Genomic DNA, 24,388 nt, shown 5'->3' on the forward strand with positions numbered 1-24,388 from the left:
CTCAAGGAACGGACGCTTCCTTCGTACTCACCCTCTCGGGCTTTCCTCCGGGCGCTTCCCTTCGGTGTCTCCGACTCTATCAGATCCTTTTCTCGGTCTGATTTCCTCGGAATGCTTTCCAGGTTCTCGCTTTCGCGATTCCCTTTCCGGCGAGGCCCGACTTTATCAGAGATTCTGAGTCGGATTTCCGCGCCCTCCGGGGACTTGATCCGAGCGCCTGAGGCGACCGGGTTCCCGTGGAGGCGGAGCCGTAAACGTACTGGAGCGGGGCGCCTCGATGCAAATCGAGGCGCCCCGCTCCTGGGATGCGCTGTCCGGATCCTGGCGGTCCGTCAGACCTCCACGACCACCGGCAGGATCATCGGCCGGCGGCGGTAGGTGTCGGAGACCCACTTGCCCAGCGTGCGGCGGATGAGCTGCTGGAGCTGATGGGGTTCGACGACGCCGTCCTGGGCCGAACGTTCGAGGACTTCGTTGATCTTCGGGAGGACCGCGTTGAAGGCCGAGTCCTCGATACCGGAGCCCCGGGCCTGGACATGCGGGCCCGCGGTGATCTTCCCGGTGGAGGAGTCGACGACCACGAAGACCGAGATGATGCCCTCGTCGCCGAGGATCTTGCGGTCCTTGAGGGCCGGCTCGCCCACATCGCCGACGGAGAGGCCGTCGACATAGACGTAGCCCGCCTGGACCTTGCCGGAGATTTTGGCCTTGCCCTCGATGAGGTCGACGGCGACGCCGTCCTCGGCGATGACGATGCGGTCGTGCGGGACTCCGGTGAGGGCGCCCAGCTCGGCGTTGGCCCGCAGGTGGCGCCACTCGCCGTGGACCGGCATCAGGTTGCGCGGGCGGCAGATGTTGTAGAAGTACAGCAGCTCGCCCGCGGAGGCGTGGCCGGAGACATGGACCTTGGCGTTGCCCTTGTGGACGACATTGGCGCCCCATCGGGTGAGGCCGTTGATCACCCGGTAGACCGCGTTCTCGTTGCCGGGGATCAGGGACGACGCCAGGATCACCGTGTCGCCGTCGACGATGCGGATCTGGTGGTCGCGGTTGGCCATGCGGGACAGGGCCGCCATCGGCTCGCCCTGGGAGCCCGTGCAGACCAGGACGATCTCGTTGTCCGGGAGGTCGTCCAGTGTGCGGACGTCGACGACCAGGCCCGGGGGGACCCTGAGGTAACCGAGGTCGCGGGCGATGCCCATGTTGCGGACCATGGAGCGGCCGACGAAGGCGACCCGGCGGCCGTATTCGTGGGCGGCGTCCAGGATCTGCTGGATGCGGTGGACGTGGCTGGCGAAGCTGGCCACGATGATCCGCTTGCGGGCGGTCGCGAAGACCTGGCGCAGGACGTTGGAGATGTCCCGCTCGGGCGGGACGAAGCCCGGGACCTCGGCGTTGGTCGAGTCCGAGAGGAGAAGGTCGATGCCTTCCTCGCTCAGCTTGGCGAACGCGTGGAGATCGGTGAGCCGGCCGTCCAGCGGGAGCTGGTCCATCTTGAAGTCGCCGGTGTGCACCGCCATGCCGGCCGGGGTGCGGATGGCGACCGCCAGGGCGTCCGGGATGGAGTGGTTGACGGCGATGAATTCGCAGTCGAAGGGGCCGATGCGCTCGCGGTGCCCCTCGGCCACCTCAAGGGTGTAGGGGCGGATGCGGTGCTCCTGGAGCTTGGCCTCGATCAGGGCGAGGGTGAGCTTGGAGCCGATCAGCGGGATGTCCGGCTTCTCGCGCAGGAGGTAGGGGACGCCTCCGATGTGGTCCTCGTGACCATGGGTGAGGACGATGCCCTCGATGTCGTCGAGACGGTCACGGATGGACGAGAAGTCCGGCAGGATCAGATCGATTCCGGGCTGCTCCTCCTCGGGGAAGAGCACTCCGCAGTCGACGATCAGCAGACGGCCGCCGTATTCGAAGACCGTCATGTTGCGGCCGATCTCGCCGAGGCCGCCCAGGGGGGTGACGCGGAGGCCACCTCGGGGGAGCGGCGGGGGCGGGCCGAGTTCCGGGTGTGGATGACTCAAAAGACTCTCCTCACCACGCACGCCACGTACCGGTGTGGCACGTGGCGCGCGTGACGTTCGTGCAAGACGCAATTGTCGTTGTCGGTGTGCTGTGGTGATACGGCGGGCACCGGTGGCCCGCTCGTTCGGTCGTATTCAGTTGTGGAGCCTGGTGCGAGGCGGCCCTGCCTCGCGAAGTCCGATGTCAGAGCTGTACCCCGCCCGCGGCAAGATCGATCTTGAGCTGCTCGATCTCTTCGGGTGAGCAGGCGACCATGGGCGCGCGCAGGGGTCCGCCGGGCAGGTGCTGGAGGGCGAGCGCGGCCTTGGTGGTCATGACGCCCTGGGTGCGGAACATGCCGGTGTAGACCGGCAGCAGCTTCTGGTGGATCTCGGTGGCCTTCTGGACGTCACCGCTGGTGTACGCCTCGACCAGCTCGCGCAACTCGGGGGTGACGACATGGCCGACGACGGAGACGAAGCCGACCGCGCCCACGGAGAGCAGCGGCAGGTTGAGCATGTCGTCGCCGGAGTACCAGGCGAGGCCGGAACGGGCGATGGCCCAGCTCGCACGGCCGAGGTCGCCCTTGGCGTCCTTGTTGGCGACGATCCGCGGGTGCTCGGAGAGCCGGACGAGGGTCTCGGTGCTGATGGGGACGCCGCTGCGGCCGGGGATGTCGTAGAGCATGACCGGGAGGTCGGCGGCGTCCGCGATGGCCTTGAAGTGCTGGTGGAGGCCGTCCTGGGGGGGCTTGTTGTAGTAGGGGGTGACGATGAGCAGGCCGTGGGCGCCGGTGCGCTCGGCGGTGCGGGCCAGCTCGATGCTGTGGCGGGTGTCGTTGGTTCCGACGCCGGCCACGATGTGGGCGCGGTCCCCTACCGCGTCCAGGACGGCTCGTACGAGGTCCGTTTTCTCCGCGTCGCTGGTGGTGGGGGACTCGCCGGTGGTGCCGTTGATGATCAGGCCGTCGTTGCCTGCGTCCACCAGGTGGGTGGCGAGCTGCTGAGCGCCGTCGAGATCGAGTGCGCCGTCCGCCGTGAAAGGCGTGACCATGGCGGTGAGGACCCGCCCGAAGGGGGTCTGCGGAGTCGAGGTCGGAGCCATGGGTTACACGCTACTCGCTGCTCAGGGCGCGGTCTGCCCTCAGGGTGTCGGATAGGTCATGACAAAGATGGAGCCCGGCACTGCCTGCTCGGGGGTTCAAGCAGTGCCGGGTCCGTTTGATCAGGCTAGATGAACTTCTCTAAATGCCGCAATCCGGACACTTCGTGAGGCTGATCCGTACATCTGTGCCCGGCGGGTGGTACGCCCGTGCGGTTACGGGGCGACCCGGCCGTTGGCGTTGAAGGCGGCGTGGGTGAGCGGCATCAGCCGGGACCATTCGGTCTCCATCAGCTCGCCGACCATCTCGATCTCGCGCTGCGGGAAGGACGGCACCTTGGCCAGTTCGTGCTGGGTGCGCAGGCCGAGGAAGTGCATGAGGGAGCGCGCGTTGCAGGTGGCGTACATGGAGGAGAAGAGGCCGACGGGGAGGACCGCGCGGGCCACCTCGCGGGCGACGCCGGCCGCCAGCATCTCCTGGTACGCCTCGTAGGAGTGACGGTAGGAGTCCTCCATGACGCGGCCGACCAGTTCCTGCTGGGCGACGGTTCCCTCGACGAACTGATACTTGCCGGGGCGGCCCTGCTGGACCAGCTTGCGGGACTCGTCGGGGACGTAGAAGACCGGCTGGAGCTCGCGGTAGCGACCGCTCTCCTCGTTGTACGACCAGCCCACGCGGTGCCGCATGAACTCGCGGAAGACGAAGATCGGCGCGCTGATCAGGAAGGTCATCGAGTTGTGCTCGAAGGGGCTGCCGTGCCGGTCCCGCATCAGGTAGTTGATCAGGCCCTTGGAGCGCTCCGGGTCCTTGCCCAGCTCGTCCAGGGACTTCTCGCCCGCGGTGGACACCCGCGCGGCGAACAGCACGTCGGCGTCGGAGGCGGTGTGCTTGACCAGCTCGACGGTGACATCGCCGCGGAAGCTCGGCTTGACGTCCGGGACGTCCGGGACGCGGGGGGCGTCCGGGGTGTCCGGGGTCGCGTCGGTGGGGGTGTCGGTCACGGTCGGAGGGTTCCCTTCCATCCACTTCACTCGGGCGGCGCCCACTCTACGGCCCGGCACCGACAGCCGGGCTTTCGGTGCGGGGGCATGACATCCGGGGCAAGCGATGCGAACGGTGATGAAACCGACTGCAACCCACTGAACCCCACTGAACCCCGGCGAACTCCGATGAACACTGATGAAGGGCTGTGAACTCCTGCGAACTTCTGTCAATTCGGTGAATGCGGGCACCTTCCGGGGCGTTCGCGCGTCTGTACTGGTGAGCGCGGGGCGTTCGAACCCGCCCGTGTCGAGCGCCCGAGAGGAGAAGCACCACCATGTTCCGCCAGCGTGAGCCCGTACCCTTCACCTTCCTCGCCGATGCCGACAGATTCCGCAGCAATGTCACTCCCCCGCCCCGTACCCGCCCCACGGCGGGGCAGATAGCCGGGCGCTCGCTGCTGGGACTCACGATCGTCGCCGCCCTGGTCGGGTCGCTGATCCTCGGTATGCCGGCGCTGGAGCTGGATCACTCGACCGCACCGGTCCAGCAGTCACAGGCCACCGAGGGCCGATGAGCGGGCGCTGAGCGGGCGGGCGGCTCCTCCCCCACCGCCGAATGGCACGGGCGGTACCCCCATGGCCCCCCTAAGGTGGTGGGCCGCGACACGGATCGATAGCCTCACCGGGCACAGCCCATGCATGGACGAGTGAGGACCAGCCGTGCCCCTGCCCTTCCTGACGGCCGACCGTGCCTTCGACACGACGGACGACACCGCGCTGCCGTTCGACGACCGCGACCGCTGGCGGCGGCCCTACCGCCCCGGGCCCTGGCGGGTCGGTATCGCCGCCGTCTGGCTTCTGCTGGCCTCCTTCGTGCTGTTCGCGGCGGTCATCATCGCGCTCACCGGCACCGTGTCCGGCGCGGGGGTGGTCTTCGGGATCGCGCTGGCGCTGATCGCCGTGGCCCTGCGGCTGCTGCGGTCCGGCGTCTGGGTCAGCTCCCAGGGGCTGCGCCAGGTGCGCTTCCACCTCACCCGGACGGTCCCCTGGGACAAGGTCGGGGCCGTGCGGACGGTACAGCAGCCGGTGCGCTGGCTGGGGCTGCCCCGTACGGTGCAGGGCCAGGCCCTGGTGCTGGTCCGGCGCGACCGGAGCGGCGGGGACATGCCCACGCTGCTGACCACGCACAACGCGGATTTCCTGGCCCGGGTGGAGGCGTTCGACCGGGCGGCGGATTCGGTGGAGGTCTGGGCGGACGAGTACGGGCGGCGGGGCTGAGGCGCCGGGAGGTGTCCTCGCTGGACGTCTGGTGGTCCGGCGGCGCCTGCGGGTGAGCTGAGACGCGGAGGAGCCCGGTCCTGAGGGTGGGACCGGGCTCCTGTGGGTGTCTGGTGGCTGGTGGGGTCTGTGGTGTCGAGGGGGGCCGGTCGGGCCGGGGTCAGGTGGCCGTGCCGGGGTCGCGGTGCAGGGTGATCGCGCGTTGCATCGCCTTGCGGGCCCTCGGGGTGTCGCGGGCGTCGCGGTAGGCGATGGCGAGGCGGAACCAGGTGCGCCAGTCGTCCGGGGCGGCCTCCGTCTCGGCCTTGCGGCGGGCGAAGACCTCGTCGGCCGAGTCGCGGTCGACCCGGCCGCTGGGCAGGCGCCGCAGTTCGTCGGCCGGCAGACCGCCCTCGGCGTCGAGCTGGGCCGCCAGCGCGTTGGCACGGCGGACGAACTGGGTGTTCTTCCACAGGAACCAGACGCCGATGACCGGCAGGATCAGCACCGCCAGACCGAAGGTGACGGTCAGCGGTGTCCCGGCCTTGATGAGCAGCACACCCCGGCTGCCGACCAGGACGAAGTAGAAGACCAGGACGGCCGCGGTGAGGGCGTAGGAGAGTTTCGCGCGCATGAGGGATCAGGGTCCGTACGGGTCAGTTCAGGTCCAGGAAGTGTTCCAGGCCGAAGGTGAGGCCCGGGGTGGTGACCACGCGGCGGGCGCCGAGCAGGATGCCCGGCATGAAGCTGCTGTGGTGGAGGGAGTCGTGCCGGATGGTGAGGGTCTCGCCCTCGCCGCCGAGCAGTACCTCCTGGTGGGCGAGGAGGCCGCGCAGCCGGATCGCGTGGACGGGGACGCCGTCGACGCTCGCGCCGCGGGCGCCGTCCAGGGCGGTCGTCGTGGCGTCCGGGGCCGGGGGCGAGCCGGCCTGGGCGCGGGCCGCCGCGATGAGCTGGGCGGTGCGGGTGGCGGTGCCGCTGGGGGCGTCGACCTTCTTCGGGTGGTGCAGTTCGACGACCTCGACCGACTCGAAGTACGGGGCCGCGAGCTGGGCGAACCGCATGGTCAGGACGGCGCCGATGGAGAAGTTCGGGGCGATCAGGACGCCGGTGGCGGGCGAGCGGTCGAGCCATCCGGTGAGCTGCGCGAGGCGTTCGTCGGTCCAGCCGGTCGTCCCGACGACGGCGTGGATGCCGTGGCCGACGCAGTAGTCGAGGTTGGCCATCACGGAGTCGGGGACGGTCAGATCCACGGCGACCTGGGCGCCGGAGTCGGTGAGCGTCTCCCGTGCGTCGCCGCGGCCGAGGGCGGCGACCAGTTCCATGTCGTCGGCGGCCTCGACCGCTCGTACCGCCTCGGAGCCGATGCGGCCCTTGGCACCGAGGACCGCCACGCGCAGCTTGCTCATCTTCGTCTCTGTTCCTTGCCGGGTTTCCTTGCCGGATACGGGAGTTCGGGGCCGGCGGCCTCGCGGGGTCAGGCCACCGCGTCGTGCAGCCGGGATGCCTGTTTGTCCTTGAGGGGGCCGATGACCGACAGGGACGGCCGCTGCCCCAGGACGTCCCGGGCGACGGCACGGATGTCGTCGGGGGTGACCGAGGCTATCCGCAGCAGCATGTCGTCCACGGACATCTGCTCGCCCCAGCACAGCTCGCTCTTGCCGATACGGTTCATCAGCGCGCCGGTGTCCTCCAGGCCGAGGACGGTGGAGCCGCGGAGCTGGCCGATCGCGCGGTGGATCTCCTCGTCGGAGAGGCCCTGCTCGGCGATCTGGTCGAGTTCGTCGCGGCAGATCTTCAGGACATCGTGCACCTGGGAGGGGCGGCAGCCCGCGTAGACGCCGAAGAGGCCGCAGTCGGCGAAGCCGGAGGTGTACGAGTACACGCTGTAGGCCAGGCCGCGCTTCTCGCGGACCTCCTGGAAGAGGCGGGAGGACATGCCGCCGCCGAGGGCGGTGTTGAGGACGCCGAGCGCCCAGCGGCGGTCGTCGGTGCGGGCGAGGCCGGGCATGCCGAGGACGACATGGGCCTGCTCGGTCTTGCGGCCGATCAGTTCGACCCGGCCCGCGGTGCGGATGCGGCGGCTTCCGTCGCGCGGGGCGATGGGGGCCGCTTCGGCGTTCCTGAAGGCGCCCGCCTTCTCGAAGGCCGCGCGGACCTGTCGTACGACCTTGTGGTGGTCGATGTTGCCCGCTGCCGCGACGACCAGGTGGGTGGGGTCGTAGTGCTTCTTGTAGAAGCGGCGGATGCGGTCGGCGGTGAGGGCGTTGACCGTGTCGACCGTGCCGAGGACGGGGCGGCCGAGGGGGTTGTCGCCGAACATGGTGTGCGCGAACAGGTCGTGCACGCAGTCGCCGGGGTCGTCCTCGGTCATGGCGATCTCTTCGAGGATCGCGCCCCGCTCGACGTTGACGTCCTCTTCGAGGATCAGCGAGCCGGTCAGCATGTCGCAGACGACATCGATGGCGAGCGGCAGATCGGTGTCGAGCACGCGTGCGTAGTAGCACGTGTACTCCTTCGCCGTGAACGCGTTCATCTCGCCGCCCACCGCGTCCAGGGCGGAGGAGATGTCCAGGGCGGAGCGGCGGCCGGTGCCCTTGAAGAGCAGGTGTTCGAGGTAGTGGGTGGCGCCGTTGAGGGACGGGGTCTCGTCGCGGGAGCCGACGTGCGCCCAGATGCCGAAGGTGGCGGAGCGCACGGAGGGGAGGGTCTCGGTGACGATGCGCAGACCGCCCGGGAGGGTGGTCTTGCGGACCGTGCCGATCCCGCCGGTGCCCTTGATGAGGGTTTGGGTACGGGCGACGGCCCGCGCCTCCGAAGAGGGGCGGGCCGTCGCCTGGGAGCCACGGGACGTCACTGGTCGGCAGCGTCCTTCTTGTCGTCGGAGCCCTCGGCGTCGCCCTCGATCACGGGGATCAGGGAGAGCTTGCCGCGGGAGTCGATCTCGGCGATCTCGACCTGGACCTTCTGGCCCACCCCGAGGACGTCCTCGACGTTCTCCACGCGCTTGCCGCCGGCGAGCTTGCGGATCTGCGAGATGTGCAGCAGGCCGTCCTTGCCCGGGAGCAGGGAGACGAAGGCGCCGAAGGTGGTGGTCTTCACGACCGTACCCAGGTAGCGCTCGCCGACCTCGGGCATCGTCGGGTTGGCGATGCCGTTGATCGTGGCGCGGGCGGCCTCGGCGGAGGGGCCGTCGGCGGCGCCGATGTAGATCGTGCCGTCGTCCTCGATGGTGATCTCGGCGCCGGTGTCCTCCTGGATCTGGTTGATCATCTTGCCCTTGGGGCCGATGACCTCGCCGATCTTGTCGACCGGGATCTTCACGGTGATGATCCGCGGCGCGTTGGGGGACATCTCGTCGGGCCGGTCGATGGCCTCCATCATCACGTCGAGGATGTGGAGCCGGGCGTCGCGCGCCTGCTTGAGGGCGGCGGCGAGCACGGAGGCCGGGATGCCGTCGAGCTTGGTGTCGAGCTGGAGGGCGGTGACGAACTCCTTGGTGCCGGCGACCTTGAAGTCCATGTCGCCGAAGGCGTCCTCCGCACCGAGGATGTCGGTGAGGGTGACGTAGTGCGTCTCGCCGTCGATCTCCTGGGAGATCAGGCCCATGGCGATACCGGCGACCGGGGCCTTCAGCGGCACACCGGCGTTCAGCAGCGACATGGTGGAGGCGCAGACCGAGCCCATGGACGTCGAGCCGTTGGAGCTGAGCGCCTCGGAGACCTGGCGGATCGCGTAGGGGAACTCCTCGCGGGTCGGCAGGACCGGGACGAGGGCGCGCTCGGCGAGGGCGCCGTGGCCGATCTCGCGGCGCTTGGGGGAGCCGACGCGACCGGTCTCGCCGGTGGAGTACGGCGGGAAGTTGTAGTTGTGCATGTAGCGCTTGCGCGTCACCGGGGAGAGGGTGTCGAGCTGCTGCTCCATGCGGAGCATGTTCAGCGTGGTGACGCCCAGGATCTGGGTCTCGCCGCGCTCGAACACCGCGGAGCCGTGCACCCGCGGGATGGCCTCGACCTCGGCGGCCAGGGTGCGGATGTCGGTGACACCGCGGCCGTCGATGCGCTTCTTCTCCTTGATCACGCGCTCGCGGACCAGGGACTTGGTGAGCGAGCGGTACGCGGCGGAGATCTCCTTCTCGCGGCCCTCGAACTCCGGCAGGAGCTTCTCGGCGGCGAGGGTCTTGACGCGGTCCAGCTCGGCCTCGCGCTCCTGCTTGCCGGCGATGGTGAGCGCCTGGGCCAGCTCGGGGCGGACGGCGGCCGTGAGAGCCTCCAGGACGTCGTCCTGGTAGTCGAGGAAGATCGGGAACTCGCCGGTCGGCTTGGCGGCCTTGGCGGCGAGGTCGGACTGCGCCTTGCACAGGACCTTGATGAAGGGCTTCGCGGCCTCCAGACCGGCGGCCACGACCTCCTCGGTGGGGGCCTCGGCGCCGCCCTCGACCAGCTTGATGGTCTTCTCGGTGGCCTCGGCCTCGACCATCATGATCGCGACGTCGCCGTCCTCCAGGGCACGGCCCGCGACGACCATGTCGAAGGCGGCGTCCTCCAGCTCGCTGTGGGTGGGGAAGGCCACCCACTGGCCGCGGATCAGGGCGACGCGGACGCCGCCGATCGGGCCGGAGAAGGGCAGACCGGCGAGCTGCGTGGACGCGGAGGCGGCGTTGATCGCCACGACGTCGTACAGGTGGTCGGGGTTGAGGGCCATGATCGTGGCGACGACCTGGATCTCGTTGCGCAGGCCCTTGCGGAAGGACGGGCGCAGCGGGCGGTCGATCAGGCGGCAGGTGAGGATGGCGTCCTCGGAGGGACGGCCCTCACGGCGGAAGAAGCTGCCGGGGATCTTGCCGGCGGCGTACATCCGCTCCTCGACGTCCACCGTGAGGGGGAAGAAGTCGAGCTGGTCCTTGGGGTTCTTGGAGGCGGTGGTGGCCGACAGCACCATGGTGTCGTCGTCCAGGTACGCCACGGCGGAGCCGGCGGCCTGCTTGGCCAGGCGGCCCGTCTCGAAGCGGATGGTGCGGGTGCCGAAGGCGCCGTTGTCGATGACGGCCTCGGCGTAGTGGGTCTCGTTCTCCACTAGCGTTCTCTCCGATACTTGTCGTCTTTCGTCCCACCGGGCCCGTGTGGCGCGGGGGACGGCCTCGGAGAAGCACACCGTCCGGTGCGGGCCGGTCTTCGATCGAAGCACCCGGGGCTCGCTTCCCCCCGGGGGCCACTACCGAGGACCGGCGGCGGCTGGGCGCGCTTCTCCTCGTACGTCTGGTTCTTCTGGGTCTTCTGGTCTTCTGGTTCGCTCAGGTCGTGCGTCGCGTACTGTCGCCCTACCCCTTCGGGTACGGAACATCACGCTCTGTTCGTATCTTGTGTCTCGCGCTCGTGTCCGCGCAGCGCGCCGACACACCTTCTGCTCACCACACTACAAAGCGGCAGTGACACCGCGCACGTTTCCGTACGGACGGTAAAGCCCGCGTACGGATGGCAAAAGGGAGCGGCTCCCTGGTCACGGGAACCGCTCCCCTTCGTGGCGTCCTACTTGGCGCCGCCCGCCGCACCGCGGCGGATGCCGAGGCGGTCGACCAGCGCACGGAAGCGCTGGATGTCCTTCTTCGCCAGGTACTGGAGCAGGCGACGGCGCTGACCGACCAGGATCAGCAGACCCCGGCGCGAGTGGTGGTCGTGCTTGTGGGTCTTGAGGTGCTCGGTCAGGTCCGAGATCCGCCGGGACAGCAGGGCGACCTGGACCTCGGGGGAGCCGGTGTCGCCCTCCTTGGTGCCGAACTCGGTCATGATCTGCTTCTTCGTAGCGGCGTCGAGCGACACGCGTACTCCTTGTGATGGGTGAGTGGCCACCGAGTGCCCCCGGTCTCTGTCTCGGGGGAGCTTCCACGACTCGGAAGGCGGGATCCGCTGGGCGCGACCGCCGGGGCACCGCGATCCCTGAGCGGGATCCTCGGGGCATCCGGGGATGCGTACACAAACGGCCGTCACCCAGAGTACCAGCAGGCGGCGACGCCCTTGACCGCGGTGTCCGAACATCGCCGCCGGGTCCTGTACGCCCACTAGGGTGAGCCGATCGGAATGAGCCGATCGGAATGTCCGCGGGAAGATCCGCATGCCGGGAAGGGGTCGCTTCGCGATGGCGGAGGAAGTGCACGAGGACGTCAAGGCGCGCAAGGAGCGGGAGCGGGACGAGCTGTACGGGCTCGACATCTCCGGCGTGGAATGGCACAGCGCGCCGGGCACCGAGCAGCACGAGGAGCGTGTCGAGATCGCCTACCTGCCGGACGGCGCCGTGGCGATGCGGTCCTCGCTCGATCACAGCACCGTGCTGCGGTACACGGAGGCGGAGTGGCGGGCGTTCGTGCTGGGGGCGCGGGACGGGGAGTTCGATGTGACTCCGGCGCCCGGTGGTGGGGGCGGGGGTTTGGGGGAGGGGTAGGGGCTGAAAGGGTCTTGTGGGGGGCGGCGCCTTGGGTGTCGCCCCCTTCTTTTGTACGCCTAGTGCTCCAGTCTTTTGTACGCCTAGTGCTCCAGTGTGAAGCCGCCCACCGCTATGGAGGTCAGGACCGGGGCCTCGGGGTCCTCTGGGTCCGGTTCGATCTGGCGTGCGGAGAGGAAGAGGCGGCCCTGCTCGACGACGATGTCCGACCACTCCAGGTCGGACAACCGGCCCAGCCCCTCCTCGGGAAGCCCGAACAGGAGGTAGGGGGTCTCCTTGTCGGTCTCCGGGTTCCAGGTGACGACGGCGGTCGGTTCCACCTCGCTGAGGCTCTCGCGGATGATCAGCAGTTCGTCGCCGCTGGCGCGCAGCGGGTAGACCGGCTGGTTGGGGCGGCCCTCGAACTTCCCCGTGGTCTTGCCGGTGGCGGTGTCGAAGGCGACGATCCAGTTGGCGGGCTGGTCCAGGGAGGGCTCCTCCTTGGTGGCGACGTAGAGCCGGTCGTCGTCCACGACCAGGGCGTCGCAGTGCTCGACCAGGCCGAAGTAGGGCGAGGCGAAGTAGCGGTCGCCGCACTTGGGGTCGTGGCGGCCGGACATCGGGACGGTGGCGCGGTAGGTGCCGTCGTCGTCCAGGGTGATCAGCTCCGTGACGGAGAGGTCCCCGGCGGCGACGGCGAGCACGGGGGGCTCGGACGACGGCAGGTAGACGTCCTGGACGCCTCGGGCGACCTCGTAGGTCCACTCGGGCTCGCCGGTGCGCGGGTCGAGGCGCTGGACACGGTAGGTGGTGTTGGCGCCGGTGCCGCAGGTGAGGAGGGCCAGGAGGGCGCGTCCGCCCGCGAAGCCCCGGTCCTCGCAGCTCGAGACGGAGGTGCCGTCCCAGAGCTTTCGGCCGTTCTTCATGTCGTAGGCGACGGAGCCCTGGCCCCAGGCGATGGCGACGACGCCCCGGGTGAGGGTGAGGTTGGTGTTGGTGACGAAGGCGGAACCGGCCGAGGGCATGGTGGCCTGCCATAGCTTCTTGCCCGTATCTATGTCGAAGAAGACCACCTGGTCGCAGACGCCCTCGGTGTCGGCGCCCTCGGGCTTCTCGGGCTGTACGACGACGGCGGTGCGGCCGTCGGCGGTGACGTGGTCGCTGGTGGCGCAGAGGTGGCCGTCGAGGTCCAGGGTCCAGACGGGGCCCTCGGAGTCCGGGGCGATGGAGTGGCCGAGGATCTTGTCGGCGGTGCCCTTGGCGAAGATCTCGCCGGTGGCCCAGGTGCCGGGGGCGTAGCGCTTGTCGCCGTCCTTGAGCTTCTCCAGCCCGGTTTCCTGCTGCTGGAGCAGGAGCTGCCCCTCGGGTGAGGCGGGGGGCTGCTCGACGGTCTCGCGGATCTCGTCGGGGTGCTGGGCGACGGCGGCGGGGCGGTTGTCGGCCGGAGTGTCGCCGGAGGAGCCGGGGGACGCCAGGAGCCAGGTGCCGATGCCGGTCCCGGCGAGCAGCGCGAGCGCTCCGGCCGCGCCGAACAGCCGCAGGCGACGCCGGCTGCGGCGGCCTTCGGCGGCCCGGTGGGACTCGGTGTAGATCGAGGGGGGCGGGCCGAAGCTCACGCTGGGCGCCTTTCCTTGGGGGTGGGTTCGGTGAGTGGGGGTGGGGGGCCTCCGGGCGGGCGGGCGGTCGGTATGGGGTGGGGTGGGGGTGTCGGGTGGCGCCAGTTGTCGGGAGGCCGGCCGGCCTCCGGTACGGGGGGGGGGACGGCTACGGGGGGGGACGGCGGTACGGGGGGAGGGACGGGGGCCGTCAGTCGCCTGTCATGGAGCGTGCCGAGGCGTAGACGTCGAAGACGGCCAGGGCCAGCGGTACCAGGGTCAGCAGGACGAATGCCTCGGCGATCTCCATGAAGCGGCCCCAGAACGGGGTGACGCCCTGGCGGGGGGCGATCAGCCCGATGGCCGTGACCAGCGCCGTCGCCGCGCCGATCGCCGCAACCAGCCACACCGTACGGATGTCGAGCGCGGTGGTGTTGCCGAAGAGGGCGTCCTTGACGTAGTCCTCGGGGCGGTTCAGGGCGAGGCCGAGGCCCAGGAAGACCAGGCAGGCGAGCCCGGCGGTGAGCGTGGCGGCCACCTGGCCGGTGTAGCGGAACAGGTGGGCCCGCATCAGCATCGCGATGCCGGTGGCCAGGGCGAGCAGTTGGGCCCAGAGGTTGCTGGAGAAGCTGAGCACGATCGCGGCGCCGACGGTGACCAGGGCGCAGCCGCCGACCAGTCCGACGAGGAGTTCATGGCCGCGGCGGGCCTGGGCGGCGATGCGCTCGGCGTCGACGGGCTCCGGGGTGGTGGGCTCGTCGGTGCTGTACCCGCGCGCGGGGTTGGGCTGGGCGAAGCCGATGGGCAGCCGGGCGAAACGCATGGACATGCCCGGCAGGAAGGCCAGCGCGCACACCGCGAGCGGGGCGCAGACGGCGGCCGTCTCGATGGGCCGCAGGTCGGTGAGCATCGCGATGAAGGTGGTGATCAGGCCGATCACCGAGGCGAGGACGAAGGCCACGAAGGGGCCGTCGCCGCCCGGCGAGATCAGGGTGAGCACCACGGCGGCGACCAGGACCGCCGCACAGGCCAGCAGGAACTGGAGCCGTCCGATGCCCTGTCCGTCGGCGAGCGGCAGCAGTCCGGAGCCCGCGACGGCGGTGTTGGGGAGCGCGCCGAGGCCCAGGGCGATGGCCGAGCCGCGGTCGTCGTAGACCCGCGCGCGGACGCACGCGATGGTGACCAGCAGGACTCCGGTGACGGCGGCGAGGACGCCCTGGAGGCTGTGCATGTCGTGGCGGACCTGGGAGTTCCAGGCGACGAAGGCGAGCAAGGCGGGCAGTACGCCGCCGGCGATCAGGCCAGCCGCGCGGGTGAGGTCCGCGCTCCACAGGGTGCGGTCCTGGGTGACGGCGGAGGCGACCGCCTCGGAGACGTCGTCGTGGACGGCGGGCGGGAGGGACTCGGCGAACGGACGCAGGGTCAGCAGTTCGCCGTCCAGGATGCGCTGGGCGGCGAAGGAGCGGGAGCCGTCCAGGACCGTGCCGTCCCGCCGGACCAGGTGGTAGCCGACCGGGGCGCCCTCGGTGGGACGCTGCTGGGAGAGGCGGAGGATCTCCGGGTAGAGATCGGCGACCGGTACGTCGTCGGGCAGGGCCACGTCGATGCGGCTGTCCGGGGCCACGATGGTGACCCGGCAGAAGCCGTAGCCCGTGCCCGACCCGGCAGGGGTCGCGCTGCCCGTTCCGCCGGTCCGGCCGGCCGGTGCGGAGGCCGTCATGCTCACCTGCTGTTCCCCCTTGTGTTGTCGCCGTCTGTCGTTGTTGGCGCGGTTCTTGTCTGGTTCTTGTGCGGTTCTTGTGCGGTTCTTGTTCTTGCGCCGTTCTCGGTGTGCGGGCCGCTGTGTTCGGTCGGGTCGCGCGGGGCGCTCCTCCCGTCGTCGCCGGGGGCGGCCGGGCGCGCGACCGCCTGTGGCGATCCTGTGCACGTCGTGCGCGCCTTCGCCGGTGCGGTGCGCCACCGGGGCCGGAGCAGTCGGGAGCGCTCGAGGTGAAGGGTGCGGATTGCCCGGTTTACCCGGTCCGATTCGCAACTGTTCACAGGTCTCACGGGCACCCTACCGCCCGCCACTGTCAGTGGCGGTCAGTAGGATCGCGCTGCGCGATCGACGCTCGCCGGACACGGGGCGGTGGGCGGAACGGGTCGGGTCGGCAAGGGAATTGGTGCGAAGTGAGTCACATCGTCGTCAAGCGCCCACCGCGGGCACTGCCGAAGGACGTGCCCACGAGCGAGGTGGTGGTCCAGCCGCCGCCCGAGCTGCCGCGGGGGCAGCAGGAGGGCGCGCTGATGCAGTTGCTGCCCATGCTCGGCATGGGCGGCTCGGTGGTGTTCTTCTTCAATCCGCAGGCCCAGCCCTTCATGAGGATCATGGGCATGGTGATGATCGCCTCGACGATCGCCATGGGCATCGCGATGCTGATCCGCTACCGCCGCGGCAACCAGGGCCAACTGGCCGACATCCGCCGCGACTACCTGCGCTATCTGTCCCAGACCCGCCGCACCGCGCAGCGCACGGCGCTGGCCCAGCGGGACGCGCAGTACTACCTCCACCCTTCGCCGGAGCAACTGTGGGCGCTGGTCGCCGAGGGCAGCCGGGTGTGGGAACGCCGTACCGGTGACGAGGACTTCGGCCAGGTACGGGTCGGTCTGGGCCCGCAGTCGCTGGCCACTCCCCTGGTGGCGCCGCAGAGCGGGCCGGTGGACCAGCTCGAACCGCTCACCACGGGCGCGATGCAGCGCTTTCTGGCCACCCACGCCACCGTGGAGGGCCTGCCCATGGCGGTCTCGCTGCGGGCCTTCTACCACGTGACGATCAGCGGGGACCCGGTCACCGTACGGGGCGCCGCGCGCGCGGTGACCGCCTCGCTGGCCTCGCTCCAGTCCCCCGAGGACCTGGTCATCGCGGTGGCCACGGGGCGGGAGGCGGCGGCCGAGTGGGAGTGGGCCAAATGGCTGCCCCACGCGCAGGCGCGCGGGACGGCCGACGGCGCGGGCAGCCTGCGGCTGATCACCACCAACCCGATGGAGCTGGAGGAGTTGCTCGGGGCCCGGCTCGAAGGCCGCCCCCGGTTCCATCCGGACGGCCCGCCGGTGCCGGAGCAGCCGCAGGTGATCGTCGTCCTCGACGGGGTGTCCCTGCCGCCGACCTCGCTCCTGGCGAGCCCCGAGGGCCTCCAGGGGGTCACGGTCCTGGAGGTGGTGCCGGGCGAGCTGACCAGCGGGCGCGGTGACCTCTCGATCGTCGTCCACCCGCGCGAGCTGCGCCTGGAGTCGGCCCACGGCATGGTCTACGAGGGCCTGCCGGACGTACTGGCGTACGAGGGGGCCGAGGCGCTGGCGCGGCAGCTCGCGCCGCTGCGGATGGCCTCGGGCGGGGACGACGACGAACCGCTGCTGGCCAATCTGGAGTTCACGGATCTGCTGAATCTGGGCGACGCGGCCTCCGTGGACCCGCGGCGCACCTGGCGGCCCCGTTCGCAGTCGGAGCGGCTGCGGGTGCCGATCGGGCTCGGCGAGGACGGCCGGCCCGTGATGCTGGACCTCAAGGAGGCCGCGCAGGAGGGCATGGGGCCGCACGGGCTGTGCGTGGGCGCCACCGGCTCCGGCAAGTCGGAGCTGCTGCGCACGCTGGTCCTCGGCCTCGCCGTGACGCACTCCTCGGAGACCCTGAACTTCGTTCTCGCCGACTTCAAGGGCGGCGCGACCTTCGCGGGCATGGCGCAGATGCCGCATGTGGCGGCGGTCATCACCAACCTGGCGGACGATCTGACCCTGGTCGACCGGATGGGCGACTCCATCCGCGGTGAGCTGAACCGCCGCCAGGAGATGCTCCGCGACGCGGGCAACTACGCCAACATCCACGACTACGAGAAGGCCCGCGCGGCGGGCGCCCCGCTCCAGCCGCTGCCGTCCCTCGTCCTGGTGATCGACGAGTTCAGCGAGCTGCTGACCGCCAAGCCGGACTTCATCGAGATGTTCGTCCAGATCGGCCGGATCGGCCGCTCTCTGGGGGTGCATCTGCTGCTGGCCTCGCAGCGCCTGGAGGAGGGCCGCCTGCGCGGCCTGGAGACGTACCTGTCGTACCGGATCGGTCTGCGGACGTTCTCGGCGGCCGAGTCGCGGGCGGCGATCGGCGTCCCGGACGCCTATGAGCTGCCCAATGTGCCCGGTTCCGGGTTCCTGAAGTTCGGCACGGACGAGATGCTGCGCTTCAAGGCGGCGTACGTATCCGGGGTGTACCGCACCAGCGCGCAGCAGGCCGCGTCGTACGGCGGGCCGCTGCCGGTGGACCGCAGGCCGGTGCTGTTCACGGCGGCGCAGGTGCCCGTGCGGTACGTGGCGGTGCCGCCGCAGCGCGGCGAGGAGGAGCCGGAGCGCCAGGACGACGCCCTCGCGGACACCGTGCTGGATGTGATCGTGCGGCGGCTGGAGGCGCAGGGCCCTGCGGCCCACCAGGTGTGGCTGCCGCCGCTGGACAGCCCGCCCTCCCTGGACTCCCTTCTGCCCGGCCTGGCGGCGGTCCAGGGCCGCGGTCTGACCCAGCCCGGGTACGAGGGCGCGGGGCGGCTGGTCATCCCGCTCGGCCTGGTCGACAAGCCGTACGAGCAGCGCCGGGACCCGCTGTGGACAGACTTCGGCGGGGCGGCCGGCCATATGCAGATCCTGGGCGGCCCGCAGTCCGGCAAGTCCACGCTGCTGCGCTCGCTCATCGCCTCCTTCGCCCTCACCCACACCCCGCACGAGGTGCAGTTCTACGCGCTGGACTTCGGCGGCGGCGGTCTCTCGGCGGTCGCCGGGCTCCCGCACGTGGGTGGGGTGGCGTCCCGGCTGGACCCGGAGAAGGTCCGCCGCACGGCGGCGGAGGTGTACGGCATCCTGACCCGCCGCGAGGAGTACTTCCGCACCGCCGGGATCTCCTCCATCGCCGAGTTCCGCACCCGCCGCGCGCGGGGCGACATCGCGGTGACGGACCAGCCGTGGGGCGATGTGTTCCTGGTGGTCGACGGCTGGGGGAACTTCCGGTCGGACTACGAGGCGCTGGAGCCGTTCGTCCTGGACATCGCCGCGCGGGGGCTGGGCTACGGCATCCACGTCATCCTCACCGCCTCGCGCTCCATGGAGGTCCGTTCGAACATGAAGGACCACCTCATGAACCGGCTGGAGCTGCGGCTCGGCGACCCCATGGACTCCGAGTTCGACCGCAAGGTCGCGGCGAACGTGCCCACCGGGGTCCCCGGACGCGGCCAGACCCCGCAGAAGCAGCACTTCATGGCGGCCGTCCCGCGCATCGACGGCCTCTCCTCGGACACGGACCTCGCGGAGGCCACCCAGGCGCTGGCCGCCGAGGTCACCCGGCACTGGCAGCAGCCCGGCGCGCCCGAGGTACGGCTGCTGCCGCGCGCGTTCCCGGCCGCGCAGCTCCCGCCGGGCGACCGCTTCCCGCAGCGGGGCGTCGCCTTCGCGCTGGACGAGGACAATCTGGAGCCGGTCTTCGTCGACTTCGACACCGACCCGTTCTTCCTGGTCTACGGCGAGAGCGAGTCCGGCAAGTCCAATCTGCTGAAGCTGCTGGTCAAGCGGCTCACCGAGCGGTATCCCGGGGACAACTGCAAGCTGTTCGTGGTCGACAACCGGCGCTCCCTGCTGGGGGTCACGCCGCCCACGCACCTGGCCGAGTACATCCCCATGTCGAACCAGATGCAGCACCACATGGACGCCCTCGCCGACCTGATGCAGCGCCGCACCCCGACCGCGGACGTCACCCCGGAGCAGCTCCGGGACCGCAGTTGGTGGCAGGGCCCGAATGTCTACATCGTCATCGACGACTACGACCTGGTCGCCACGAGCAGCGGCAACCCGCTGGCGGGCCTGACCGAGCTGCTTCCCTTCGCCCGTGATGTCGGCGTCCGCTTCATCATCGCCCGCTCCACGGCGGGCGCGGGCCGCGCGGGCTACGAGCCGTTCATCCAGCGGATGAAGGAACTGGGGGCCCAGGGAGTGGTGCTCGCGGGCGACCCGGGCGAGGGGGATCTGCTGGGCGGTATCCGCCCGCGCGCGATGCCGCCGGGGCGGGGGGTCTTTGTCTCGCGGAAGCGGGGGAAGCCGTTGGTTCAGGTGGGGTTGGGGGAGGAGGGGGGCTGAGGGGTGCGGGGGGGTGCTGGGTGCGGGGGGGGGTGCTGGGTGCGGGGGGGTGCTGGGGTCGCTGGGGGGGGTGGCGTCGGCTGGTGCCGGGGGTGGGGTGCGGTGGGGTGAGGCTGGCGCCCGGGGGAGGGGGCGGGCTGCTGGCCTGGGGTTGAGGGCGGGCTGCTGGCCTGAGGGCGGGGTCGGTCGGGGGTGAGGGTCGCGTCGCGTCGGCCCCGGTCGTCCGGCTCCGCCCGGCTGGGACAGCAGCAGGGTGGGCGCCTCCCGCGCGCGCCCACCCTGGTGTGCCGTTCTGCGTCTGCTTGTCTTGATCTGCTTGGCGCTGCCGGATTCGCGCAGGCGTGGCTCGATGGCCGCAGTTCGCCGCGCTGCGCGAGAGGGCGCGTCACATGAAGTAGCTGGCCGCCCGGCGGTCGCCCTCCATGTACGTACCGCCGGACTGGGCGACGACCTGGCCGATGCCCATCAGGGCCGTGTGGATGTCGTTGGCCTCCTTGTCCCAGCGGCGCAGCTTCTCGCCGAACTGGTCCTGGGCCTGGCCGGCCCAGTACTCGCGGCTGCGCTCGACCAGCGAACGAAGCTCCTGGAGGTCCTGTTCGAGTTGCTTGGCCTCGTTGCCGATGTTGGTGGCGGCGATGTCGAGACCGTCATATGTGACGGACAGCCCCTCGTTGTTGCGCATGGTGTCTCCCCTGGTGTGAGTGGCGGTGCGGGTGGAGCGCGTGGTGCAGGTGGTGCGGTGGGTGCCGCGCGGGTTGAGGGTGAGGCTCACATGGAGTTGAACGCGGACGACTGGACCGTGGGCGCGCCCTCGTTGACGTTGATCCGGTTGACCGAGGCGCGCACCTCGTCTTCCTTGCTGTCCTTGATGTTGCGGGCCGAGGTCATGGCCTCCATGACCTCGGCGAGGATCCCGCCGATGCCCTTGAGGGACTCGTTGATCTCGTACTGCTTGCGGTCGAACTCGGCACGGCCGATGCCCTGCCACTGACCTTCCAGCGCGTCGATGACACCCTGAAGACGGCTCACCCGGGTGCGGATGCCCTCGTACTTCTCGTACATCTGCTTCTGTAGTTGGACTACTGCGGCATCTTCGAGTTTCTGGTCGGTAGCCATGGTGACCTGCCCTTTCTTTGTCTGTGGTGCTTGGTGTGCGCGAGGTCCGCGACGCCGTTGCCCGTCAGCCCGCCCGGCGTGCGCGCAGGACGGCGAAGGCCGCCCCGCCGACCACGATCACGCCGGCTGCGGCGCCGAGGGTGATCCAGAGGGTGTTGCCGCCGGCGTCGGATGCGGCGGCTTCGGTGCTGGATCCGGGTGCTTCGGGGGCGTTGGGGGTGGGGGTTTGGGGGGTGGTTGAGGGGGTGGGGGAGGAAGGGGGCTGTTGGGCGGCGGACTTGGCGAGCAGGTCACCCTCGTTCACATCGATGAGCGGATCGACATCGGGGGCGCCGGGGTCGTACGCCGGGTCGGCCAGCACGACACGGGGTCGGATGAAGCCGTATCCCGCCGACCCGCTCGGCTCGTCCTTGGGCCAGCCACGGCTGGCCGTGTCGATGAGAGCACGGGTGACCTGATTGACCGTCCAGTCCGGGTGCTCGGACCAGATGAGAGCTGCCGCGGCGGAGGCCAGGGCGGTGGACTGGCTGGTGCCGCTTCCCGTGCAGTACGACGTGAAGTTCTGGTCGCACCATGCCGGGATGTCCTCACCGGGCCCGACGAGATCGGCGTACCCGGACGGCGAGAAGTCCGACACCTCGAACTCCTTGTCAACGGAGCCGATGCCAACAACGTAGGGGAAGGCTGCCGGTAGGTCGGTGAAGCTCTCGTTGCCGACAGCGGCAAAGATCAGCTTGCCCTTGGAGGCCGCGTACTCCACCGCCTCGCGGTCCTCGTCCGTCGCCATCCCACCGAACGAGATGTTGATGATCTTCGCGTCGGTGTCCGCGGCGGCGCGCAGCGCCTCGACGGGCTCAGGCGTCTTGTCGTGTTCGGGGCCCTGCTTGAGCCCTTCCAGTGACACCCGGTAGGGCACGATCTTCGCCCCCGGCGCAAGGCCCTTCAGTCCGCCTCCCGCACCCGTACCAGCGATCAGCTCCGCCATGCTCGTACCGTGGCCGGAGTAGTCCTTGGTGGCGTTGTACGCGACGGATTCGGGGACATCGCCGACGAGTACCTGGCCCTTGAGGGAGGGAGTGTCGGCGTTCACACCGCTGTCGATGACCGCGACCTTCACCCCCTCTCCCGTGCTGACCTGCCACATCTTCTCGGCCTGCATCTCGGCCAGGTACCACTGGTCGGCCTGGGCGTCGGCCATGGCGGTCGGCGCGTTGGCCGTGCTCACGACGGCCAGGGCGCCGACGAGCGCGCCCACGGCACGTACGCGCCTGCTCCGGCGGGTCCGGAGGAGGTTCGCCCGCTCGGCCGGTCGGCCGGTCGTCCCTGACGTCATGGTGTGGTCAGTCCTCGCTCATGCTCAGTTGGCGGCCGGGGGCAGATCGCGCCGCGGCCCGTTGGGCTGCTGGGTCTCTTCGTTGCCGGTCGGGTCATCCGGGCGCCGGGTCTCGTCCTGGTCCCGGTCGTCGTCCCGCCTCCGGTTGCGGCGGAACAGTCCTCTGACAAGTCCGGCCCCGCCACGAGTCATGCCGTTGCGCTCGGCACCTGCGGGGCTGTTGCGGCCTGTCGGGTTGCCGGTGACGGACGGGGAGTTGCCGCGCCCGCCGGGGCGGGGCGTTCCGCTCCGGGGTGAGGGCTGGGGCGCGCCGATGACTCCGCGTTGGCTGGGCTGCTGCCGTGCCGGAGGCCGGGACGTGGGCGTGCCGCCCGCACCGACGACTGTGCCCCGGGGGATCTTCGAACCGCCGCGCGCCGGAGTGCCGCCGGGAGTGGCGGGGCGGCCTCCGACCACCCCGTTGCTCCGGCCCGCACCGGTGGCCGGAGCCCCAGGGGTGCGCTGTCCCTGGGTCCCACCAGGGCGCGGCGTTCCGCCGGTCACTCCCTGACCGCCCATGGGATACGGCCGCCCGCCGGGGCCGGTCCCCCGCGCACCGGGCTGGCCGGTCGGCGTCGGACGGCCCATGGCGTTGGTGCCACCCGCCGGATTGGGACGTCCCGTCGCACCCGTGGCCCCGCCCGGTGCCGGGCGGCCCATGACATTGCCGGAGCCGGGCCCGGTGGTCCGTCCGGTCGCCGGGTCGATCGGCCGGGCACGGCCCTGCGCCGAGATCGGGGCACGCTGGCCGCTCGTACCACCCTGGTTCTTCCCGTAGATCGCGTTGGGTACGGGTGGGCCGCCGGTCGGGAAGGGATTGGGCTGGCCGTTCACGGGCGGAGTGCCGATGGCCGGTGGTGTCGCGGTCGGCGGTGTGGTCGTGGTGGGCAGCGGCCCCACGGTGTCGAGTTCGGTGTTGACGTCGGGGCGTGCCGGAGGGACGTCCGGGCGGGACGGGTCGCGGGGGTTCGTGACCACCGTGTCGCCGTCGGGCCGGGGTCGTACCGGGTCGACCCGACCGGGCGGGTCGGCGCGGTCCGGCGGGGGCCGGGTCGGGTCGTCCTGCTGGGTCCTCACGGGCGGGGCGGGTTCGTCCGGTCCACCCCGCAGGCGTTCTGGCTCGGGCACGCCGACATTGGGCACGTCCGGGAACGTGGGTGGTGTCTCCTGGAGCAACTGGAGCTGCTGGCTGGAGACCGCGTAGTAGGACGCCAGACGGTTCAACTGGTTGATCGCCTCTTGGCGGTCCTTCTCGACCTTGACGGCCGCCTCGTACTCCTTGTCGTCCGCCGTGCGCTCGGCAGGCGTGAAGCTCTCCGGGCGTTTGCGGTTATTCGGATCGCGCGGGGGCATGGCACTGCGTACGGACGCGAGGCCCACCGCGGCGGCGGTGATCTGGTCGCCGGCGCCGCCCGCGAAGTTGCTCAGTTCCACGGTGGCGTCGACGAGCAGGGCCCCGTACTCACGGAAATTGCTGCCCGCCTCGCCCTTCCAGGCCAGATGGGTGATGCGGCCGTTGAGTTCGTCGGCCGCCGCTCGGATGGCGTCACGCGCCTCCCACAGAGCCCTGCCGGAGGCTTCCAGGTCCTCAGGATTGGTCCGCTCGACCAGGTCCACCATCTGGTTGAGGTCGAGGTTCTTCTCGTCGAAGTCGGTGCTTCCGAAGACGGCCTGTCCCTGAGCGGTGGCGCCGACGACCGTACGGAGCGGGTCGGTGAACATCCTGATGAACAGGCCGTTGCCCTGCGGGTTCTCGACTACGCGCGCCACGTCCGCGAAGGAGTTCTGGTTGGAGACGCGCTCCAGGTCCGCCTCGTGCTGATCACCGGACACGCTCATCCCCCCATTCCAGGCGCATCGGAATCCGTGCGCTCGTTCCCCGTCATGCCCCGCAGTCGCCCGATCTGCACCCGAATCTCCCAATACCTCCGCCGCTGCTCCTCCTCCAGCGAGTCGAACCCGTTCGACGCGCCCTTGACGGCGATGCCGATGGCCTCGATCTGGAGGTGCAGCGTCCGGGAGAGGTTGGTGAGCTGTTCGTGGACGATGTTGTACTGGCTGTAGAGGGACTCGGCCTCGATGAAGACGCCGCCCGGTCCCTGGCTCAGGGACGACTGTCTGATGGTCTGCGCCCGTACCCTGGCCGGGTCGCCAGCCGACCCTTCGAGGTCGCTGAGCACGGCGTCGACCCGTGAGACGAAGTTCCTGAGCAATTCACCGCTGACCTCCAGGTCCGCGGCCCCGCTTCCACCCATGTCCGCCGGAAGCACGACGTTCCACCCCGTTCCCCGTTACCCCGTTGTGCGTTGCACCCTTCGTGGCCGCTCGCGGCGGTCGGCCCTCCACCGACCACACAATCGCAAACCGGCCCGCACCCGACAACGTCTTTACCACTGTAGACAACCAC

General features: G+C 70.4%; 19 protein-coding genes. 4 read left to right on the forward strand and 15 right to left on the reverse strand.

The window, feature by feature from the left end; genetic code table 11:
* Window positions 1-332: 332 nt before the first annotated feature.
* The 3 genes from AB0O01_RS22955 to thyX form a co-directional block, all read right to left on the reverse strand.
* Complete coding sequence (locus AB0O01_RS22955) at window positions 333-2,018, reverse strand: ribonuclease J (RefSeq protein WP_365315991.1); 1,686 nt, start codon at window positions 2,016-2,018, stop codon at window positions 333-335.
* A 184-nt stretch (window positions 2,019-2,202) separates the two neighbouring features.
* Complete coding sequence (dapA, locus tag AB0O01_RS22960) at window positions 2,203-3,102, reverse strand: 4-hydroxy-tetrahydrodipicolinate synthase (RefSeq protein ID WP_365315993.1); 900 nt, start codon at window positions 3,100-3,102, stop codon at window positions 2,203-2,205.
* A 213-nt stretch (window positions 3,103-3,315) separates the two neighbouring features.
* Window positions 3,316-4,101 (reverse strand): FAD-dependent thymidylate synthase, encoded by a 786-nt coding sequence (gene thyX, locus AB0O01_RS22965; RefSeq protein WP_365315995.1) that lies wholly within the window; start codon window positions 4,099-4,101, stop codon window positions 3,316-3,318.
* A gap of 317 nt (window positions 4,102-4,418) precedes the next feature.
* Here thyX and AB0O01_RS22970 point away from each other — a divergent pair, with 317 nt between their 5' ends.
* Both AB0O01_RS22970 and AB0O01_RS22975 read left to right on the forward strand, forming a co-directional pair.
* Window positions 4,419-4,658, forward strand: a complete 240-nt coding sequence (locus tag AB0O01_RS22970; protein ID WP_365315997.1) for a hypothetical protein — start codon at window positions 4,419-4,421, stop codon at window positions 4,656-4,658.
* Between the two features lie 145 nt (window positions 4,659-4,803).
* Window positions 4,804-5,361 carry a hypothetical protein gene (locus AB0O01_RS22975; protein WP_365315999.1) on the forward strand — a complete coding sequence of 186 codons (558 nt, stop codon included), beginning with the start codon at window positions 4,804-4,806 and terminating at the stop codon, window positions 5,359-5,361.
* Between the two features lie 160 nt (window positions 5,362-5,521).
* Here the strand turns inward: AB0O01_RS22975 and AB0O01_RS22980 are convergent, their stop codons facing one another.
* The 5 genes from AB0O01_RS22980 to rpsO form a co-directional block, all read right to left on the reverse strand.
* Complete coding sequence (locus tag AB0O01_RS22980; protein ID WP_365316001.1) at window positions 5,522-5,974, reverse strand: hypothetical protein; 453 nt, start codon at window positions 5,972-5,974, stop codon at window positions 5,522-5,524.
* A 22-nt stretch (window positions 5,975-5,996) separates the two neighbouring features.
* A complete protein-coding gene (dapB, locus tag AB0O01_RS22985; RefSeq protein WP_365316003.1) occupies window positions 5,997-6,749 on the reverse strand; it encodes a 4-hydroxy-tetrahydrodipicolinate reductase in 753 nt (250 codons plus the stop codon).
* A gap of 68 nt (window positions 6,750-6,817) precedes the next feature.
* On the reverse strand, window positions 6,818-8,197 hold the full coding sequence (locus tag AB0O01_RS22990) for a pitrilysin family protein (RefSeq protein ID WP_365316005.1): 1,380 nt from the start codon (window positions 8,195-8,197) through the stop codon (window positions 6,818-6,820).
* Window positions 8,194-10,416, reverse strand: a complete 2,223-nt coding sequence (locus AB0O01_RS22995; RefSeq protein ID WP_365316007.1) for a polyribonucleotide nucleotidyltransferase — start codon at window positions 10,414-10,416, stop codon at window positions 8,194-8,196. The genes AB0O01_RS22990 and AB0O01_RS22995 overlap by 4 nt, the downstream gene beginning before the upstream one ends.
* A 452-nt stretch (window positions 10,417-10,868) precedes the next feature.
* Entirely contained in the window at window positions 10,869-11,159 is a 291-nt protein-coding gene (gene rpsO, locus AB0O01_RS23000; RefSeq protein ID WP_355749753.1) for a 30S ribosomal protein S15, read from the reverse strand.
* Window positions 11,160-11,475: 316 nt separating this feature from the next.
* Between rpsO and AB0O01_RS23005 the strand changes: the two genes are divergently transcribed.
* Window positions 11,476-11,778 carry a DUF397 domain-containing protein gene (locus tag AB0O01_RS23005; protein ID WP_365316010.1) on the forward strand — a complete coding sequence of 101 codons (303 nt, stop codon included), beginning with the start codon at window positions 11,476-11,478 and terminating at the stop codon, window positions 11,776-11,778.
* A gap of 83 nt (window positions 11,779-11,861) precedes the next feature.
* On the opposite strand, the gene AB0O01_RS23010 is transcribed toward AB0O01_RS23005, so the two are convergent.
* Together AB0O01_RS23010 and eccD are read right to left on the reverse strand one after the other, a co-directional pair.
* Entirely contained in the window at window positions 11,862-13,373 is a 1,512-nt protein-coding gene (locus AB0O01_RS23010; protein WP_365316012.1) for a PQQ-binding-like beta-propeller repeat protein, read from the reverse strand.
* A 190-nt stretch (window positions 13,374-13,563) separates the two neighbouring features.
* A complete protein-coding gene (gene eccD, locus AB0O01_RS23015; protein ID WP_365316422.1) occupies window positions 13,564-15,072 on the reverse strand; it encodes a type VII secretion integral membrane protein EccD in 1,509 nt (502 codons plus the stop codon).
* 449 nt (window positions 15,073-15,521) lie between these two features.
* Here eccD and eccCa point away from each other — a divergent pair, with 449 nt between their 5' ends.
* A complete protein-coding gene (gene eccCa, locus AB0O01_RS23020; RefSeq protein WP_365316014.1) occupies window positions 15,522-19,493 on the forward strand; it encodes a type VII secretion protein EccCa in 3,972 nt (1,323 codons plus the stop codon).
* Between the two features lie 385 nt (window positions 19,494-19,878).
* On the opposite strand, the gene AB0O01_RS23025 is transcribed toward eccCa, so the two are convergent.
* From AB0O01_RS23025 to AB0O01_RS23045, 5 genes are all read right to left on the reverse strand, one after another.
* Window positions 19,879-20,175, reverse strand: coding sequence for a WXG100 family type VII secretion target (locus AB0O01_RS23025; protein WP_355749741.1), 297 nt, complete (start codon window positions 20,173-20,175; stop codon window positions 19,879-19,881).
* An 86-nt stretch (window positions 20,176-20,261) separates the two neighbouring features.
* Window positions 20,262-20,609: a WXG100 family type VII secretion target gene (locus tag AB0O01_RS23030; RefSeq protein ID WP_365316016.1), complete on the reverse strand. Its 348-nt coding sequence runs from the start codon at window positions 20,607-20,609 to the stop codon at window positions 20,262-20,264.
* A 64-nt stretch (window positions 20,610-20,673) separates the two neighbouring features.
* Window positions 20,674-21,807, reverse strand: coding sequence for a S8 family serine peptidase (locus AB0O01_RS23035; RefSeq protein WP_365316424.1), 1,134 nt, complete (start codon window positions 21,805-21,807; stop codon window positions 20,674-20,676).
* 159 nt (window positions 21,808-21,966) lie between these two features.
* Window positions 21,967-23,820, reverse strand: a complete 1,854-nt coding sequence (locus tag AB0O01_RS23040; RefSeq protein ID WP_365316018.1) for a hypothetical protein — start codon at window positions 23,818-23,820, stop codon at window positions 21,967-21,969.
* Window positions 23,817-24,251 carry a hypothetical protein gene (locus AB0O01_RS23045; protein WP_365316020.1) on the reverse strand — a complete coding sequence of 145 codons (435 nt, stop codon included), beginning with the start codon at window positions 24,249-24,251 and terminating at the stop codon, window positions 23,817-23,819. The genes AB0O01_RS23040 and AB0O01_RS23045 overlap by 4 nt, the downstream gene beginning before the upstream one ends.
* Window positions 24,252-24,388 lie beyond the last annotated feature (137 nt).

The organism is Streptomyces sp. NPDC093252 (assembly GCF_040683675.1).
In the GTDB taxonomy this organism is placed as follows: Bacteria; Actinomycetota; Actinomycetes; order Streptomycetales; family Streptomycetaceae; genus Streptomyces.

Excerpts from the sequence above, each read along its gene's own strand:
- dapA (WP_365315993.1), bottom strand. The coding sequence starts at position 3,102 with ATGGCTCCGACCTCGACTCCGCAGACCCCCTTCGGGCGGGTCCTCACC.
- AB0O01_RS22970 (WP_365315997.1), top strand. The coding sequence starts at position 4,419 with ATGTTCCGCCAGCGTGAGCCCGTACCCTTCACCTTCCTCGCCGATGCC.
- AB0O01_RS22980 (WP_365316001.1), bottom strand. The coding sequence starts at position 5,974 with ATGCGCGCGAAACTCTCCTACGCCCTCACCGCGGCCGTCCTGGTCTTC.
- dapB (WP_365316003.1), bottom strand. The coding sequence starts at position 6,749 with ATGAGCAAGCTGCGCGTGGCGGTCCTCGGTGCCAAGGGCCGCATCGGC.
- AB0O01_RS23005 (WP_365316010.1), top strand. The coding sequence starts at position 11,476 with ATGGCGGAGGAAGTGCACGAGGACGTCAAGGCGCGCAAGGAGCGGGAG.
- eccD (WP_365316422.1), bottom strand. The coding sequence starts at position 15,072 with ATGACGGCCTCCGCACCGGCCGGCCGGACCGGCGGAACGGGCAGCGCG.
- AB0O01_RS23025 (WP_355749741.1), bottom strand. The coding sequence starts at position 20,175 with ATGCGCAACAACGAGGGGCTGTCCGTCACATATGACGGTCTCGACATC.
- AB0O01_RS23030 (WP_365316016.1), bottom strand. The coding sequence starts at position 20,609 with ATGGCTACCGACCAGAAACTCGAAGATGCCGCAGTAGTCCAACTACAG.
- AB0O01_RS23035 (WP_365316424.1), bottom strand. The coding sequence starts at position 21,807 with ATGGCCGACGCCCAGGCCGACCAGTGGTACCTGGCCGAGATGCAGGCC.
- AB0O01_RS23040 (WP_365316018.1), bottom strand. The coding sequence starts at position 23,820 with ATGAGCGTGTCCGGTGATCAGCACGAGGCGGACCTGGAGCGCGTCTCC.